The organism is Pseudomonas sp. PWP3-1b2 (assembly GCF_049896045.1).
GTDB classification, from domain to species: domain Bacteria; phylum Pseudomonadota; class Gammaproteobacteria; order Pseudomonadales; family Pseudomonadaceae; genus Aquipseudomonas; species Aquipseudomonas antarctica_B.
The window spans coordinates 45,542-61,207 of the sequence record NZ_JAFCTN010000027.1 but is presented as its reverse complement, the minus strand read 5'-3'; the positions used below and the strand labels follow the sequence as shown (position 1 = coordinate 61,207).

16 protein-coding genes are annotated in these 15,666 nt (G+C 58.6%); 10 read left to right on the top strand and 6 right to left on the bottom strand.

All coding sequences use genetic code 11. The features are described 5' to 3' along the window. Positions 1 to 7 precede the first annotated feature (7 nt). From ACP7A2_RS17995 to ACP7A2_RS17980, 4 genes are read left to right on the top strand one after another with little or no spacing between them, the layout of a single operon-like run. A complete protein-coding gene (locus tag ACP7A2_RS17995) occupies positions 8 to 1,018 on the top strand; it encodes an ABC transporter permease subunit (RefSeq protein WP_003215992.1) in 1,011 nt (336 codons plus the stop codon). Positions 1,019 to 1,028: 10 nt separating this feature from the next. Next, positions 1,029 to 1,940, top strand: a complete 912-nt coding sequence (locus ACP7A2_RS17990) for an ABC transporter permease subunit (protein ID WP_426135303.1) — start codon at positions 1,029 to 1,031, stop codon at positions 1,938 to 1,940. 10 nt (positions 1,941 to 1,950) lie between these two features. Further along, complete coding sequence (locus ACP7A2_RS17985) at positions 1,951 to 2,919, top strand: ABC transporter ATP-binding protein (RefSeq protein ID WP_017138287.1); 969 nt, start codon at positions 1,951 to 1,953, stop codon at positions 2,917 to 2,919. Beyond that, on the top strand, positions 2,919 to 3,890 hold the full coding sequence (locus tag ACP7A2_RS17980) for a peptide ABC transporter ATP-binding protein (RefSeq protein WP_426135302.1): 972 nt from the start codon (positions 2,919 to 2,921) through the stop codon (positions 3,888 to 3,890). The genes ACP7A2_RS17985 and ACP7A2_RS17980 overlap by 1 nt, the downstream gene beginning before the upstream one ends. 111 nt (positions 3,891 to 4,001) lie before the next feature. Here the strand turns inward: ACP7A2_RS17980 and ACP7A2_RS17975 are convergent, their stop codons facing one another. Both ACP7A2_RS17975 and ACP7A2_RS17970 read right to left on the bottom strand, forming a co-directional pair. Then, positions 4,002 to 4,262: a hypothetical protein gene (locus ACP7A2_RS17975; protein WP_426135301.1), complete on the bottom strand. Its 261-nt coding sequence runs from the start codon at positions 4,260 to 4,262 to the stop codon at positions 4,002 to 4,004. Positions 4,263 to 4,359: 97 nt separating this feature from the next. Continuing rightward, on the bottom strand, positions 4,360 to 4,605 hold the full coding sequence (locus ACP7A2_RS17970; RefSeq protein WP_426135299.1) for a hypothetical protein: 246 nt from the start codon (positions 4,603 to 4,605) through the stop codon (positions 4,360 to 4,362). 332 nt (positions 4,606 to 4,937) lie between these two features. Here ACP7A2_RS17970 and ACP7A2_RS17965 point away from each other — a divergent pair, with 332 nt between their 5' ends. Further along, positions 4,938 to 5,255: a hypothetical protein gene (locus tag ACP7A2_RS17965; protein WP_426135298.1), complete on the top strand. Its 318-nt coding sequence runs from the start codon at positions 4,938 to 4,940 to the stop codon at positions 5,253 to 5,255. Between the two features lie 95 nt (positions 5,256 to 5,350). Here ACP7A2_RS17965 and ACP7A2_RS17960 read toward each other — a convergent pair whose 3' ends face one another. Continuing rightward, positions 5,351 to 6,934 (bottom strand): peptide chain release factor 3, encoded by a 1,584-nt coding sequence (locus tag ACP7A2_RS17960; protein ID WP_375066214.1) that lies wholly within the window; start codon positions 6,932 to 6,934, stop codon positions 5,351 to 5,353. A 332-nt stretch (positions 6,935 to 7,266) separates the two neighbouring features. On the opposite strand from ACP7A2_RS17960, the gene ACP7A2_RS17955 reads away from it, so the two are divergent. The 4 genes from ACP7A2_RS17955 to ACP7A2_RS17940 are packed head-to-tail and all read left to right on the top strand — an operon-like array spanning position 7,267 to position 10,719. Continuing rightward, positions 7,267 to 7,983 (top strand): ABC transporter permease, encoded by a 717-nt coding sequence (locus tag ACP7A2_RS17955; protein WP_304628537.1) that lies wholly within the window; start codon positions 7,267 to 7,269, stop codon positions 7,981 to 7,983. A gap of 20 nt (positions 7,984 to 8,003) precedes the next feature. After that, positions 8,004 to 8,897: a glycine betaine ABC transporter substrate-binding protein gene (locus ACP7A2_RS17950; RefSeq protein WP_426135297.1), complete on the top strand. Its 894-nt coding sequence runs from the start codon at positions 8,004 to 8,006 to the stop codon at positions 8,895 to 8,897. A 14-nt stretch (positions 8,898 to 8,911) separates the two neighbouring features. After that, the gene (locus ACP7A2_RS17945; protein WP_426135296.1) at positions 8,912 to 9,565 is read left to right on the top strand and encodes an ABC transporter permease; all 654 of its coding nucleotides are present in this window, start codon (positions 8,912 to 8,914) and stop codon (positions 9,563 to 9,565) included. Continuing rightward, on the top strand, positions 9,562 to 10,719 hold the full coding sequence (locus tag ACP7A2_RS17940; protein WP_078740691.1) for a betaine/proline/choline family ABC transporter ATP-binding protein: 1,158 nt from the start codon (positions 9,562 to 9,564) through the stop codon (positions 10,717 to 10,719). The genes ACP7A2_RS17945 and ACP7A2_RS17940 overlap by 4 nt, the downstream gene beginning before the upstream one ends. Positions 10,720 to 10,764: 45 nt before the next feature. On the opposite strand, the gene ACP7A2_RS17935 is transcribed toward ACP7A2_RS17940, so the two are convergent. Then, on the bottom strand, positions 10,765 to 12,210 hold the full coding sequence (locus tag ACP7A2_RS17935; RefSeq protein WP_426135295.1) for a DUF2599 domain-containing protein: 1,446 nt from the start codon (positions 12,208 to 12,210) through the stop codon (positions 10,765 to 10,767). Positions 12,211 to 12,855: 645 nt separating this feature from the next. Between ACP7A2_RS17935 and ACP7A2_RS17930 the strand changes: the two genes are divergently transcribed. After that, the gene (locus tag ACP7A2_RS17930) at positions 12,856 to 14,019 is read left to right on the top strand and encodes a type III PLP-dependent enzyme (RefSeq protein ID WP_426135294.1); all 1,164 of its coding nucleotides are present in this window, start codon (positions 12,856 to 12,858) and stop codon (positions 14,017 to 14,019) included. Between the two features lie 50 nt (positions 14,020 to 14,069). Here ACP7A2_RS17930 and ACP7A2_RS17925 read toward each other — a convergent pair whose 3' ends face one another. After that, positions 14,070 to 14,819 carry a tetratricopeptide repeat protein gene (locus ACP7A2_RS17925; RefSeq protein ID WP_426135293.1) on the bottom strand — a complete coding sequence of 250 codons (750 nt, stop codon included), beginning with the start codon at positions 14,817 to 14,819 and terminating at the stop codon, positions 14,070 to 14,072. A gap of 1 nt (position 14,820) precedes the next feature. Continuing rightward, complete coding sequence (locus ACP7A2_RS17920; protein ID WP_426135292.1) at positions 14,821 to 15,501, bottom strand: Fe2+-dependent dioxygenase; 681 nt, start codon at positions 15,499 to 15,501, stop codon at positions 14,821 to 14,823. Between the last annotated feature and the right edge of the window lie 165 nt (positions 15,502 to 15,666).

Here is a 15,666-nt window from a genome sequence, read left to right as displayed (position 1 = left end):
CAACAAGATGTTTAGTTTTATTGCCCGCCGATTGGGGTTATTGATCCCCACGTTTTTCGGCATCACGTTGCTCACCTTTGCGTTGATTCGCATGATCCCCGGCGACCCCGTAGAAGTCATGATGGGCGAACGACGAGTCGACCCCGAGATGCACGCACAGGCAATGGAACGCCTTGGTCTTAACAAGCCGTTGTATGCGCAATACCTGGACTACGTGGGCAAACTCGCCCATGGCGACCTCGGCGAATCGCTGCGCACACGCACCAGCGTGTGGACCGAATTCACCGCCCTCTTCCCTGCGACCCTGGAACTGTCCATGGCCGCCCTGTTGTTCGCCGGTATCCTGGGCCTGTTGGCCGGGGTGATCGCGGCCCTGAAACGAGGATCCCTGTTCGACCATGGGGTGATGGGCATCTCCCTGGCGGGATATTCGATGCCGATCTTCTGGTGGGGCCTGATCCTGATCATGTTCTTCTCCGTGAGCCTGGGCTGGACCCCGGTTTCCGGGCGCATCGACCTGCTCTACGACATCGAGCCGCGCACCGGCTTCATGCTGATCGACACCCTGCTGGCTGACGAGCCGGACGCGTTCTGGGACGCACTGCACCACTTGATCCTGCCGGCCATCGTGCTCGGCACCATCCCGCTGGCCGTGATCGCGCGGATGACCCGTTCATCAATGCTCGAAGTGCTGCGTGAAGACTACATCCGCACCGCCAAGGCCAAAGGCCTGTCGCCGGCGCGCGTGGTGTTCGTGCACGGCCTGCGTAACGCGCTGATTCCGGTACTCACCGTGGTCGGCCTGCAAGTCGGCACACTGCTGGCCGGTGCGGTCCTGACCGAAACCATCTTCTCGTGGCCCGGCATCGGCAAATGGTTGATCGAAGCCATTGGCGCGCGGGACTACCCGGTGGTGCAAAACGGCATCCTGTTGATCGCCTGTCTGGTGATCCTGGTGAACTTCGTGGTGGACATCCTCTACGGCTTCGCCAACCCACGCATCCGTCACCAGCGCTGAGATCATGACCATGACCACACCTACTCAAGTGTCAGCAGTCGATCAAAGCCTGCTGTACCCGTCCCCGTACAAAGAGTTCTGGCAAGCCTTTTCCAAGAACAAAGGCGCGGTTGCCGGCCTGTTGTTCATGTTGCTGATCGTGTTCTGCGCGATCTTCGCGCCGTGGGTTGCGCCGCATAACCCGAGCGAGCAATACCGCGACTTCCTGCTGACTCCGCCAGCCTGGCTGGAAGGCGGGCAGATTCAGTTCCTGTTGGGTACCGACGAACTGGGCCGTGACCTGCTCTCGCGCCTGATCCAGGGTTCGCGCCTGTCGTTGCTGATCGGTTTGTCGTCGGTGGTGATGTCGCTGATTCCGGGCATCCTGCTGGGCCTGTTCGCCGGGTTCTTCCCGCGCATGCTTGGCCCAACCATCATGCGCTTGATGGACATCATGCTGGCCCTGCCGTCGCTGCTGCTGGCTGTCGCCATTGTCGCGATCCTCGGCCCTGGCCTGATCAACACCGTGATTGCTATCGCTATCGTCTCGCTGCCGTCGTATGTGCGCTTGACCCGCGCTGCGGTGATGGGCGAACTGAACCGCGACTACGTGACCGCCGCCCGCCTCGCTGGCGCCGGCCTGCCGCGCCTGATGTTCATCACCGTGCTGCCAAACTGCATGGCGCCGCTGATCGTACAGGCCACCTTGAGCTTCTCCTCGGCGATTCTCGATGCCGCAGCGTTGGGCTTCCTGGGCCTTGGCGTACAACCGCCAACCCCTGAGTGGGGCACCATGCTGGCATCGGCCCGTGACTACATCGAACGCGCCTGGTGGGTCGTAAGCTTGCCGGGTTTGACCATTTTGCTCAGCGTGCTGGCAATCAACTTGATGGGCGACGGCTTGCGCGATGCGCTGGACCCGAAACTCAAGAACGCCGCCTGAGGAGATTCCCATGTCACTGTTAGAAATCAAGAATCTCAACGTCCGCTTCGGCGACAAAACCGCCGTGCCGGTGGTCGATGGCCTCGACATTTCAGTCGACAAAGGCGAAGTCCTGGCAATCGTTGGCGAATCGGGCTCGGGTAAATCCGTGACCATGATGGCGCTGATGGGCCTGATCGAGCACCCCGGCATCGTCACCGCCGACGCCCTGAACTTCGACGGCAAAGACATGCTCAAGTTGAGCAACCGTCAGCGTCGTCAAATCGTCGGCAAAGACCTGGCGATGGTGTTCCAGGACCCGATGACCGCGCTGAACCCCAGCTACACCGTGGGTTTCCAGATTGAAGAAGTGCTGCGCCTGCACCTGAAAATGTCCGGCAAGCAAGCGCGCAAACGTGCCATCGAGCTGTTGGAAAAAGTAGAAATCCCGGGCGCTGCCAGCCGTATGGACGCCTACCCGCACCAATTGTCCGGCGGTATGAGCCAGCGTGTGGCAATCGCCATGGCAATTGCCGGCGAGCCGAAACTGCTGATCGCGGATGAGCCGACCACGGCGCTGGACGTGACCATCCAGGCGCAGATCATGGAACTGCTGCTGGCCCTGCAAAAAGAACAGAACATGGGCCTGGTGCTGATCACCCACGACCTCGCGGTGGTGGCTGAAACCGCCCAGCGCGTGTGTGTGATGTACGCCGGCCAAGCCGTGGAAGTCGGCCAAGTGCCGCAGTTGTTCGACATCCCGGCGCACCCGTACAGCGAAGCACTGCTCAAGGCGATCCCCGAGCACAGCCTGGGCGCCACGCGCCTGGCCACGCTGCCGGGCATCGTGCCTGGCCGTTATGACCGCCCGCAGGGTTGCCTGCTGTCGCCACGCTGCCCGTACGTGCAGGAATCCTGCCGTGCCCAACGGCCTGGCCTTGACCCGAAAAGCAACAGCCTCGCGCGCTGCTTCTACCCCTTGAACCAGGAGGTGGCGTAATGGCCGTCGTTCTTACCGCCCGCGACCTCACCCGTCACTACGAAGTGTCCCGTGGCCTGTTCAAGGGCCATGCTCTGGTACGCGCGCTTAACGGTGTGTCGTTTGAGCTGGAAGCCGGCAAGACCCTCGCCGTAGTGGGCGAATCAGGTTGCGGCAAATCCACCCTGGCCCGTGCGCTCACGCTGATCGAAGAGCCGTCTTCGGGCTCCTTGAAAATCGCCGGCCAGGAAGTGGCCGGCGCCGACAAGGCCCAGCGCAAGCAATTGCGCAAAGACGTGCAGATGGTGTTCCAGAGCCCGTACGCCTCGCTCAACCCGCGCCAGAAAGTCGGTGATCAACTCGGCGAGCCGTTGTTGATCAACACCCATTTGTCCGCCGCCGAACGCCGCGAGAAAGTGCAGGCCATGATGAAGCAAGTGGGCCTGCGCCCCGAGCATTATCAACGCTACCCGCACATGTTCTCCGGTGGTCAGCGCCAGCGTATTGCCCTGGCCCGCGCGATGATGCTGCAACCCAAAGTGCTGGTGGCGGATGAACCGACCTCGGCACTCGACGTGTCGATCCAGGCCCAGGTGCTCAACCTGTTCATGGATTTGCAGCAGGAATTCAACACGGCCTACGTGTTCATCTCCCACAACCTCGCGGTGGTGCAACACGTCGCCGATGACGTGATGGTGATGTACCTCGGCCGCCCGGTGGAGGTCGGCCCCAAGGACGACATCTACGCGCGCCCGCTGCACCCGTACACCCAGGCGCTGCTGTCGGCCACGCCGACCATTCACCCGGACCCGAACAAGCCGAAGATCAAAATCGTCGGCGAACTGCCCAACCCGCTGAACCCGCCGTCGGGTTGCGCGTTCCACAAGCGTTGCCCGTACGCCACGGCGCGCTGCAGCACCGAGGAGCCGCTACTGCGGGCGCTGGATAACCGCCAAGTGGCGTGCCACTACGCGGAGCAATTCGTCGCCTGACTTGCAACAAAAAATGCCCTGGGTGGTTAAGACCAGGGCATTTACAGTGTTCTACCGCCCTGCCCGCCGGATTGCGCATCAGTCCGGCCGGCGGGGCTTTTTTATGGCGACTCAGGTATCGCTGTCACCTTCAGAGGTGTCATCGTCGTCCGGCGCTTGCTGGTCGTCATCATCCTTACTGCCGCCCTGGTCCTGATCGCCCGCCTCGGACTCCGACTGGGCCAGTTGCAAGCCCTTGCCCTGCGTCGTCTGCACCGCCGAAAAGCCCGCCTGGCTGCCCTGCGCCGGGGTATGCGCCCAGGCCGTCGACATCCCCAACGACAACAGCACCAACACCTTTATCAACAGCACTACTCGTTGAAAAATACTCATGGTCGATTTCCGTCCAGTCAGTAGGTGAATCCCGCACGACAGCGGTTTACCGTCGCCAGGGTAGACGCTAGTCCTAATGCCGGGTTTATGCCAGACCTCAGGTGGTGCCGTCGTCGTAGGTTTCGCTGTCTTCACCTTCGTTGTAGGGGTTTTCTGCATCCTCCTTGGGCGCGGGCTGGGCCTGCGGTTGCCAACTGCCGGAGTTGACTTCGTTCTGCTTTTTCTTGGTGACTGGGCCGGTGTCCTTCCATTGCGGGGTTCCGGCGCCTGCCAACGCTGAAGTACACGCCAGCCCAAGGCACCCGAGCAGCACCAGATGTATGGCGCGTTGAGTTATACGCAAGTTCGCCTCCTGATCCGTCGGTAAATGGATGTAATAGTTGAAACGCTAGACCCGAAGCAGAGTTAGCGCCAATGCGGCGGACTGAAATGTGGAAGCGGGCTTGCCTGATGTACCGATGTGCCTGCATCGCAAGGGAGCTATCCCAGGATTGATGTGTGCCAAACACATAAAAAGGGCGAAGCCATCACAGCTCCGCCCTTTATAAACAGCTCAAATCCTGGTGGTGGTCGCGCGTCAGACTTTTCCGAAAATCTTGAATCCCCAACCTGGATCGTTGCCCCTTCACAACATCCAACACTACAGTCCGGCCTTTCCCCACCGAGCCTCAAGAGATGAAGCCTTTAATTGCTGCACTCGCACTTATCAACCTCACGGCCTGCGCAGGCCTCTACGACACGATCTACAACGACAACTGGAACTACTCCGACCTTAACAAGGACGGGCAGCTTTCAAGGCAGGAGTGGAGCGTATATATGCAGGATCGCAATAATAAAACAGCCCAGGAGCTTGGATACATCGACAAATCAGAATTTGATGGCGTTGCCTTCAAAACGGCTGACAAGGATAAAAATGGATTTATCTCGCGGGCCGAATACGACCGCTATGTAAAAGAAGCCATTACTAATAGTTACTACCCTGCAAAGAAATAGGCACGTGAACCAAACGCGGAGCAGGCTCTGTATTCATTGAGGATAGGGCGCGCTACAAAACGGGCCATACCGGCGGTATGGCCCGTTTTGCATTTTTAGTGGTGTTCGCGGGTCGCGCGGAATTTCACATCCGGCCAGCGCTCTTCCATCAACGCCAAATTCACCCGCGTAGGCGCCAGGTAAGTCAGGTGCCCGCCGCCATCAATCGCAAGGTTTTCCACTGCCTTGATCTTGAATTCTTCGAGCTTCTTCTTATCGCCGCAATCAATCCAGCGTGCGGAGTACACGGTGATCGGCTCGTACGAGCACTCCACCTTGTATTCCTCTTTCAAGCGGCTGGCGACCACATCGAACTGCAGCACACCGACGGCGCCGAGGATGATGTCGTTGCTGCGCTCGGGGAAGAACACCTGGGTGGCGCCCTCTTCCGCCAATTGCTGCAAACCCTGGCGCAGTTGCTTGGATTTGAGCGGGTCACGCAGGCGTACTCGGCGGAACAGTTCCGGGGCGAAGTGCGGGATACCGGTAAAGCCCAGCGCTTCGCCTTCGGTGAAGGTGTCACCGATCTGGATGGTGCCGTGGTTGTGCAAACCGATGATGTCGCCGGCAAACGCTTCCTCGAGCTGTTCACGCTCGGATGAGAAGAACGTCAGGGCGTCGCCGATGCGCACGTCCTTGCCGGTGCGCACGTGGCGCATCTTCATGCCTTTTTCGTATTTGCCGGAACAGATACGCATGAAGGCGATACGGTCGCGGTGTTTCGGGTCCATGTTTGCCTGAATCTTGAACACGAAGCCGGTGAATTTTTCTTCCACAGGCTCCACGGTGCGCTCGTTGGCCACACGGGCCAGAGGCTTCGGCGCCCAATCCACCACGGCATCGAGCACGTGATCAACACCAAAGTTGCCCAGGGCCGTACCGAAAAACACCGGGGTCAGTTGGCCGTCGAGGAATTCCTGCTGGTTGAATTCATGGCAGGCGCCCTGCACCAGCTCCAGCTGATCCACGAAGCGGTCGTACTCGTCACCCAAGTGGGCGCGGGCTTCGTCCGAGTCGAGTTTTTCGATGATCTTGACGTCGGTGCGCTCGTGACCGTGGCCGGCGGTGTAGACAATGATGTAGTCCTCGGCCAGGTGGTACACGCCTTTGAAATCGCGGTAGCAACCAATTGGCCAGGTGATCGGCGCGGCCTTGATCTTCAGCACGGCTTCGATTTCATCGAGCAACTCGATCGGGTCGCGAATATCGCGGTCGAGTTTGTTGATGAAGCTGACGATTGGCGTGTCACGCAGACGGCACACGTCCATCAACGCAATGGTCCGTGGCTCAACACCTTTACCGCCGTCGAGAACCATCAGTGCCGAGTCAACGGCCGTGAGGGTGCGGTAGGTGTCTTCGGAGAAGTCTTCGTGGCCCGGGGTGTCGAGCAGGTTGACCATGTGGTCGCGATACGGGAACTGCATGACCGACGTGGTAATGGAAATACCCCGTTGTTTTTCCATTTCCATCCAGTCGGAGGTGGCATGGCGGTCGGATTTGCGGGATTTCACCGTGCCGGCCACTGCGATTGCCTTGCCCATCAGCAAGAGCTTCTCGGTGATGGTGGTTTTACCGGCATCGGGGTGGGAAATAATGGCGAAAGTGCGGCGTTTCGCGACTTCGGCGGCCTGGTGGGTCATGGGAAATCGCCTGGCAGGTGAGTCAAAAAAGGGCGGCGAGTATAGCGCAAACCCCAGGCGCCGGACCACCGTTCACCCCATTGGGGGTGGCTAAATGCTGCCAAGTGTGGAACCTTTTAAAAGGTCGAGACGTCCACTCCCCTGCTATCGCACTCGGAACAGGGGCTGATAAATCAGCAAGTTAGCCTGACGAGGCTGCGCTCATGGCTCGAACTCACACCGCATTGCCGGTGTAGACGAGCTGCATTTCGCGACCACATTTAGAGGCAGCCAGCAATGGCAGTGCCGCTCGGAAATGTGTTCGCCGACAAAAGAAAAAAAGGAGTCCGCCTGTGGCTATTCGCTATGGCAAAGGGCTTATAGGAGGAGCGGTTGTCGTCGCTCTCCTGGCCCTGCTGATCCACTGGATCGGCATCAACACGATCGAACTGTACCGCGACGATTTGTTGTTTTACCTGCAAGCTCACCTGATTCTGGTTCTGGTTTCCATGCTGGCCGCCCTGATTGTGGGCATCCCCGCCGGTATCCTGCTGAGCCGACCGAACATGGTCGGGCGCGCAGAACGCTTCATGCAGATCTTCAACATCGGCAACACCGTCCCGCCCCTGGCCGTACTGGCCATCGCCCTCGGCGTCCTCGGCATCGGCAGTGGCCCGGCGATCTTCGCGTTGTTCCTGGCCTCGCTCCTGCCCATCGTGCGTAACACCTACGAGGGCCTGAAAAACGTTCAGGGTTCCCTGAAAGAAGCCGCCACCGGCATCGGCATGACGCCGCGCCAGGTGCTGTTTCGCGTGGAGTTGCCCAACGCCGTGCCGATCATCATCGGCGGTGTGCGTGTGGCCCTGGCGATCAACGTGGGTACCGCCCCGTTGGCCTTCCTGATTGGCGCCAACAGCCTGGGCAGCCTGATTTTCCCCGGCATCGCCTTGAACAATCAGCCGCAATTGCTGCTCGGCGCCGCGTGCACCGCGCTGCTGGCCTTGCTGCTTGACGGCCTGGTGACCATGGCCAGCCGCCTCTGGCTGGAACGCGGGTTGCGTCCGTCTTAAGGCTTGGCAAAGGAAATCACATGAAAAAGCTGACATTGATATTGAGCTGCGTCCTGCTGTTCGCAGGTTTTGCGCAAGCCGCTGAAAAACCGGTGATCCGCATCGGCGCCCGGGTGTTCACCGAACAGACTCTGCTCGCCGAAATCACCTCCCAGTACCTGCGCACCAAGGGCTACGACACCCAAGTGACTGGCGGCCTGGGCAGCAACCTGGCGCGCAGTGCCCAGGAAAGCGGGCAACTGGACCTGATCTGGGAATACACCGGCGTGTCGCTGGTGGCCTACAACCACGTGGACGAGAAGCTCGACAGCGAACAGTCCTACGCCCGAGTCAAAGAACTCGACGCGAAAAAAGGCCTGGTCTGGCTGTCGCCGTCGCGCTTCAGCAACACCTACGCCCTGGCACTGCCGGAGAAGGTTGCCGAGGAACATCCTGAAATCAACAGCATCAGCGACCTCACCAAAGCCATGGCAGAAAACACCAAGGAACATCGCCTGGTGGCGCTGGATACGGAGTTCGCCAACCGTTCCGACGGTCTGGCCGGCATGGTCAAGCTGTACGACATGAACCTGACCCGCAAAAACACTCGCCAGATGGACGCCGGCCTGGTCTATACCGCGCTGCGTAATGGCCAGGTGTTTGCTGGCTTGGTCTACACCACCGACGGTCGCCTGAATGCCTTCAAACTGAAGCTGCTGGAAGACGACAAGCACTACTTCCCGGACTACACCGCAGCACCTGTGGTGCGCCAGGAGTACCTCGACGCCCATCCTGAACTGGCCGCCGACCTCAAGCCGCTGGCCACGCTGTTCGACGACACCACCATGCGCCAGCTGAATGCGCGGGTCGACGTCGACCATGAAAGCCCATCCGCTGTTGCCGCAGATTTCCTGCGCCAGCATCCGATCAACTGATCAGAGGAGAAGACATGGAATTTTTAAACGCCTTTTCCCATCTTGATTGGGCTCAGGTCCTGCACCTGACCTGGCAGCACATCACCCTGGTCGGCATTGCCGTTGTCCTGGCAATCGTCGTAGGCGTGCCCCTGGGTGTGCTGATGACCCGCTTCCCGACCCTCGCCGGCCCGTTGCAAGCCAGCGCCACGGTGTTGCTGACCGTGCCGTCGATTGCGCTGTTCGGCCTGCTGCTGCCGTTCTACTCCAAGTTCGGCCAGGGCCTGGGGCCGATGCCGGCGATCACCGCCGTGTTTCTTTATTCCCTGCTGCCCATCATGCGTAACACCTACCTTGCCCTCACTGGCGTGGACGCGGGCATTCGCGAAGCCGCCAAAGGCATCGGCATGACCTTCGGCCAGCGCCTGCGCATGGTCGAGTTGCCTATCGCCGTGCCAGTGATCCTCGCCGGTGTGCGCACCGCCGTGGTGATGAACATTGGTGTGATGACCATCGCCGCCACCATCGGCGCCGGTGGTTTGGGTGTACTTATTCTGGCTGCCATCAGCCGCAGCGACATGTCGATGCTGGTCGTCGGCGCCGTACTGGTCAGCCTCCTGGCCATCTTCGCCGACCTGCTTTTGCAATGGCTGCAACGCTCGCTGACTCCAAAAGGACTGCTCAAATGATCGAACTTCAAAACCTGACCAAGACTTTTCAAAGCAACGGCAAAACTGTCTCCGCCGTGAACGACGTAAGCCTGACCGTCAACGAAGGCGAAATTTGCGTATTCCTCGGCCCGTCGGGCTGCGGCAAGAGCACCACGCTGAAGATGATCAACCGCCTGATCAAGCCCACCTCGGGCAAGATTCTGATCAACGGCGAAGACACCACCGACCTCGACGAAGTGACTCTGCGTCGCAACATCGGCTACGTGATCCAGCAGATAGGCCTGTTCCCGAACATGACCATCGAGGAAAACATCGTGGTCGTGCCCAAGCTGCTCGGCTGGGACAAACAGAAATGCCACGACCGCGCCCGCGAGTTGATGAGCATGATCAAGCTGGAACCCAAGCAGTACCTGCATCGCTACCCGCGTGAACTGTCGGGCGGCCAGCAACAGCGGATCGGCGTGATCCGCGCACTGGCGGCCGATGCACCGCTGTTGCTGATGGACGAGCCGTTCGGCGCGGTTGACCCGATCAACCGCGAGATGATCCAGAACGAATTCTTCGAGATGCAACGCGCGCTGAACAAGACCGTAATCATGGTCAGCCACGACATCGACGAAGCCATCAAGCTGGGCGACAAGATCGCGATCTTCCGCGCCGGCAAACTGCTGCAGATCGACCACCCGGACACCTTGCTGGCGCACCCGGCCGACGAGTTCGTCAGCAGCTTCGTGGGCCAGGACAGCACCCTTAAGCGCTTGCTGCTGGTCAAAGCCGAAGACGCGGCGGATAACGCGCCGTCGGTGAGCCCGGAAACCCCGGTGGCCGAAGCGCTGGAACTGATGGACGAACTTGACCGCCGTTATGTGGTGGTCACCTGCGCCGAGAATAAAGGCCTGGGTTATGTACGACGTCGCGACCTGCACCGTCAGACCGGTACGTGCGGCCAATACCTGCGCGAGTTCAACGCCACGGCGGCGTACGACGAGCATTTGCGCATCCTGCTGTCGCGCATGTACGAGTTCAACCGCTCATGGTTGCCGGTGATGGATGCCGAGCGGGTGTTTTTGGGCGAGGTGACGCAGGAGTCGATTGCCGAGTACCTGAGCTCTGGCAAGTCGCGTGGGGGCAAGACCAGCATTGTGTCGCCTGCCGAGACTGCGTTGGCCTGATCTGAAACAGAGTGCGGAAGCCCTGCGGCTTCCCCACTCATCGGGTCAGTGAGGGTTACATTTATTGTCGCCTTGCAACTTCATGATCACATCGTGAGCCACATAGGGGCGGCGCGGTTCCAGGCTCCAAGTGGGCTTGTTAGCGGCGATATCAGGCGAGTCCAAGTGGCACGCAAGCTGGCGGCGCATACTGCTGCCCAGATGGTCGAAATTCCATTCCTTGCTCCTGTCGTGGGCCGCAAGATTGGCCAGTTCCGCAAACACTACGTCGGTTTTACCCACCCCAGCTTTTCTGCCGCAATCGGTAGGCGTCACTTTGAGTGACGCAATGGTCCCTAATACAGGTTCCTGATAGTTATCGGTCCATTCGACCTTTTCAATATATGTGTCGCATGAGCGGGGATCCAAAGGCTCGGCTGCGCTGGCATGTTGATCACTTTTTACATACGTGAACGTCGCGTCTGCACGGCTGGTTCTCGGCAATTGCGTATGGATGACCGGCACCCATGTATTCCCTTGCTCTATCCACCTGCGTTGATCGTCTTTAGCCAGGTCACGGGCTTCGAAAACCCTGGCATCCGTGCTCACCACTCCCACTGAGCTGACGTAGATGAACGCCATGACAGGCAGCTCTTTCCTGGTTTTATTCACCTCCAGCGAGGGATCCAGAGGCGCATCAAACGCTGGCCGGGTCGCGTCCCAATCCCGCGTCCAGTACTTGTTATCGGGCCATGTCTGAAGACGCAGTTCGGTTTGGGTCTGTTGCGCATCAACCTTGCCACTAGTGTCATTAGCCAACAGCTTGCGCGCTTCGACAAACGTATTGAACGCGTCGGCTTTATTGTAACTACCGAAGTAATCCGACGTCGTGTCAAATCCACATTCAAACTTATGCGACATATAGTTTGGTTGCGTGGGCTGGCGATTAAAGTGATCTAACCAGGCCTTGGCATTGCTCACACCCACCTTCTGGCAATAATCCTCAACGACACCGAGAGTACCCGTACGTTCCAGGTAATCTCCGCAGCCTCTGTTATTTCTATTGTTAGTCCACGAATCAATTGGAAAGGCGCACAACACCGTCAATTTGAACTGAGTTTTATCATTAATATAGTCGTTCGGCTTTAATGCAAAACCGTTGAACTTGAAGAGGCCAAGCCCGTCGTAACTGGTATCGGTCCTGAGATAGGACACCGATGTGCCGCCATTGGACAGGTTGGGCGCACCGATACCGCCTGCTGCCAGGCTGTGAGAGTAGGGGCTGGGATCCCAGGGCAAATAGCTCTGCTTACTCGAAATGCCGCGTAACATTAGGCCGGAACACTCGGAGGCTAGCCGACCATTGCCACAATCGCGCGCCGTGAAATTGTAGAAGTATGTCATCATTGTTGCTGTATCGGTGCCGGGACTTGCATAAACATCAGTGGCACTAAAGGCCAAACCACAGACCAATAACATACTGACTTTTACGGCGGACTTATTATCAATCATGACTGTTCCCTTCACGCTGAAAATATAAGCTCCATACACGCAAACAATTGACATTACCTAGGTGGCGCGCACGTCATCGCTCGCTTGCAAAAACGGAGTCAATAGATTAATACTTCAAAGGTGCCTGAATCGGCCTCGGAAATGTGCAATCTAATTATTCAACTTCAGCGTCATGTCGACTACTGTCATAAGTTACAGTTCGGCGCTGTTTCTTATATCTCTTTCGAATGAATTCCTCACCCGCTATTACTCAAATGAGTAACGATCAACATCGCCGTCATCCGAGCCATGGCTGAAATCCATCTGCAAGCGTCCAGGCCATGTGGCGGAACATCTGACTGTCATGACGGTCGGTTAAAACGTGCTTAAGCCGCGACCTCACGACGAACGCGTGCAAAAACGCGACATTTTTAGTTGATCCCACGCCCATCAAGCCCTACAGTTCGCGCCGAACGTCCATGCTGGAAACGATCCATCCGGCTCAAGTACTGACGACGAGACAGCAAGGCCAAGGGAAGCGGTTATTCCCATGGCCTTTTTGCTTTCGGCGACATGCCTTGGGAAGTAGGCGAACCAAAGTGGGGATACGGAGGACGTTCATTTGCACCCATTGATCAATCTAGTTTGCCCTTAGGAGTTCCCAGCATGTCGATCAACGTCGAAGATTATTTCGCGCGCGCCACCTTTGACAAAATGAAGGCGTTCGCCGACAAGCAAGAAACCCCGTTCGTGGTGATCGATACCGCGATGATCAGCCAGGCCTACGATGACCTGCGCGCCGGTTTCGAATTCGCCAAAGTCTATTACGCGGTCAAGGCCAACCCTGCCGTCGAGATCATCGACCTGTTGAAAGACAAGGGTTCGAGCTTCGACATCGCCTCGATCTACGAGCTGGACAAGGTCATGGACCGCGGCGTCAGCGCCGACCGTATCAGCTACGGCAACACCATCAAGAAATCCAAGGACATCCGCTACTTCTTTGAGAAAGGCGTGCGTCTGTTCTCCACCGACTCCGAAGCCGACCTGCGCAACATCGCCAAGGCCGCGCCGGGCTCGAAAGTCTATGTGCGTATCCTCACCGAAGGCTCGACCACCGCTGACTGGCCGTTGTCGCGCAAATTCGGCTGCCAGACCGACATGGCCATGGACCTGCTGATCCTCGCCCGCGACCTGGGCCTGGTGCCGTACGGCATCTCCTTCCACGTGGGTTCGCAACAGCGCGACATCAGCGTGTGGGACGCCGCGATCGCCAAGGTCAAAGTGATCTTCGAGCGCCTCAAGCAAGAAGACGGCATTGAACTGAAGCTGATCAACATGGGCGGCGGCTTCCCGGCAAACTACATCACCCGCACCAACAGCCTGGAAACCTACGCCGAAGAAATCATCCGCTTCCTCAAGGAAGATTTCGGCGACGACCTGCCGGAAATCATCCTGGAACCGGGCCGTTCGTTGATCGCCAACGCCGGTATCCTGGTCAGTGAAGTGGTATTGGTCGCGCGTAAATCCCGTACCGCCGTCGAGCGTTGGGTGTACACGGATGTGGGCAAATTCTCCGGCCTGATCGAAACCATGGACGAAGCCATCAAGTTCCCGATCTGGACCGAGAAGAAAGGCGAAATGGAAGAAGTGGTGATCGCCGGCCCAACCTGCGACAGCGCCGACATCATGTACGAGAACTACAAATACGGCCTGCCGCTGAACCTGGCGATTGGCGACCGCATGTACTGGTTGTCGACCGGTGCTTACACCACGAGCTACAGCGCGGTTGAATTCAATGGCTTTCCGCCGCTGAAGTCTTACTACGTGTAAGAACGCTGCACACAAAAAAACCCATGACGTGTCATGGGTTTTTTTATGAATCAGGAAAAGGTCGCGGCGCGCGATCTAAAGGCATCGGCCATCGCGCGAACCTGTGGGTCACTGGCGCTAGCCAGCGCCTTGTGCGCCGTGCGTAAAAACTTGAGGTTCCCGCCCACCAACGCCTTACGCAGCCACTCCAGCGCGATATCAATCTGGCCTCTGTCCGCCAGCACCGCGGCATAACTGAACTGCCCACGAAAATCCCCGCCTTCGGCCGAGCGGCGATACCACTCCACCGCCGCTTGCAGATCCTGTGGGCAAACCTGCCCGTCTTCCAGATAACGCCCCACCAGATTCATCGATTTGGCGTGACCCTGCTCCGCCGCGTGGCGATAAAAGGCGAGCGCTTGCGACTGGTTTTCCAAAACACCTCGGCCGGTGGCCAGCAGGTTGGCGTAGTTGTACTGCCCCCAATCAAGCCCGGCTTCTGCCGCAAGGCGATACTCCCGCGCAGCCGCCGTTTCATCGGCGACACAGCCCCAACCATGTTCCAGGCAACGGCCAGTCATGTTGCGCGCCATCAAGTGCCCGCCCCGCGCCGCGATCTGAAACCAGCGCAGCGCCAGCGCTTCATCACGCGCGATGCCGCGCCCTTCCAGCAGGATTTGCCCGAGCAGGGCCTGGGCATCGACCACGCCCTCCTTCGCCGCCATCAGGATCGCCTGGGCGGCGCGCACCGGGGAGTCATCCAGCATCGATTGCAGTTGCTCGACGTTGAGCACTTCTTTGCGGCGCAATAGAAAACCCATCTCAGACCTCAACCCAGCGGCGCAGCAGGTTGTGGTAAGTGCCGGTCAGCTGGATCAATGCCGGGTGATCAGGCACATCGCGGGTCAGTTGCTGAATGGCGCCGTCCATCTCGAACAGCAAGGTGCGCTGGCTGTCTTCACGCACCAGGCTTTGGGTCCAAAAGAATGAGGCGTAGCGCGCGCCGCGGGTGACGGCATTGACTTTGTGCAGGCTGGAGCCGGGGTACAGCACCATGTCGCCGGCCGGCAGCTTGACGCGTTGCAGGCCGAACGTGTCCTGGATCTCCAGTTCGCCGCCGTCGTATTCCTGCGGGTCGCTGAAAAACAAGGTGGACGACAAGTCAGTGCGCACCCGCTCGTGGCTGCCTCGGGCCTGGCGCACGGCGTTGTCGATATGAAAGTCGAAACTGCCACCTGCGGTGTAGCAGTTCAGCAGCGGCGGGAAGACCTTATGCGGTAACGCCGCTGACATAAACAGCGGGTTTTTCCACAACCGTTCCAGCATCGCCGCGCCGATTTCCTTGGCCAACGGGTGGCCTTCGGGCAATTGCAGGTTGTGTTTGGCTTTAGCGGACTGGTGCCCGGCGGTGATTTTGCCGTCGGCCCACTCAGTGTTTTCCAGGGCATGGCGAATGCGCTGCACTTCCTCACGAGAGAACAGGCCGGGAATGTGCAACAGCATGGGGCAGTACCTGAAATCCGAGAGGTGCCAATGGTATTGATTCTTATCCGAGCTGTAAAACACCAGAGACGAACGACTTCGTAAAAACCGTAAGGCAAAATTGTAAAGAATGTAAATTCCTCACGAATAGCAATGTATCGCAATTGATAGAAACTCTTGTTCACC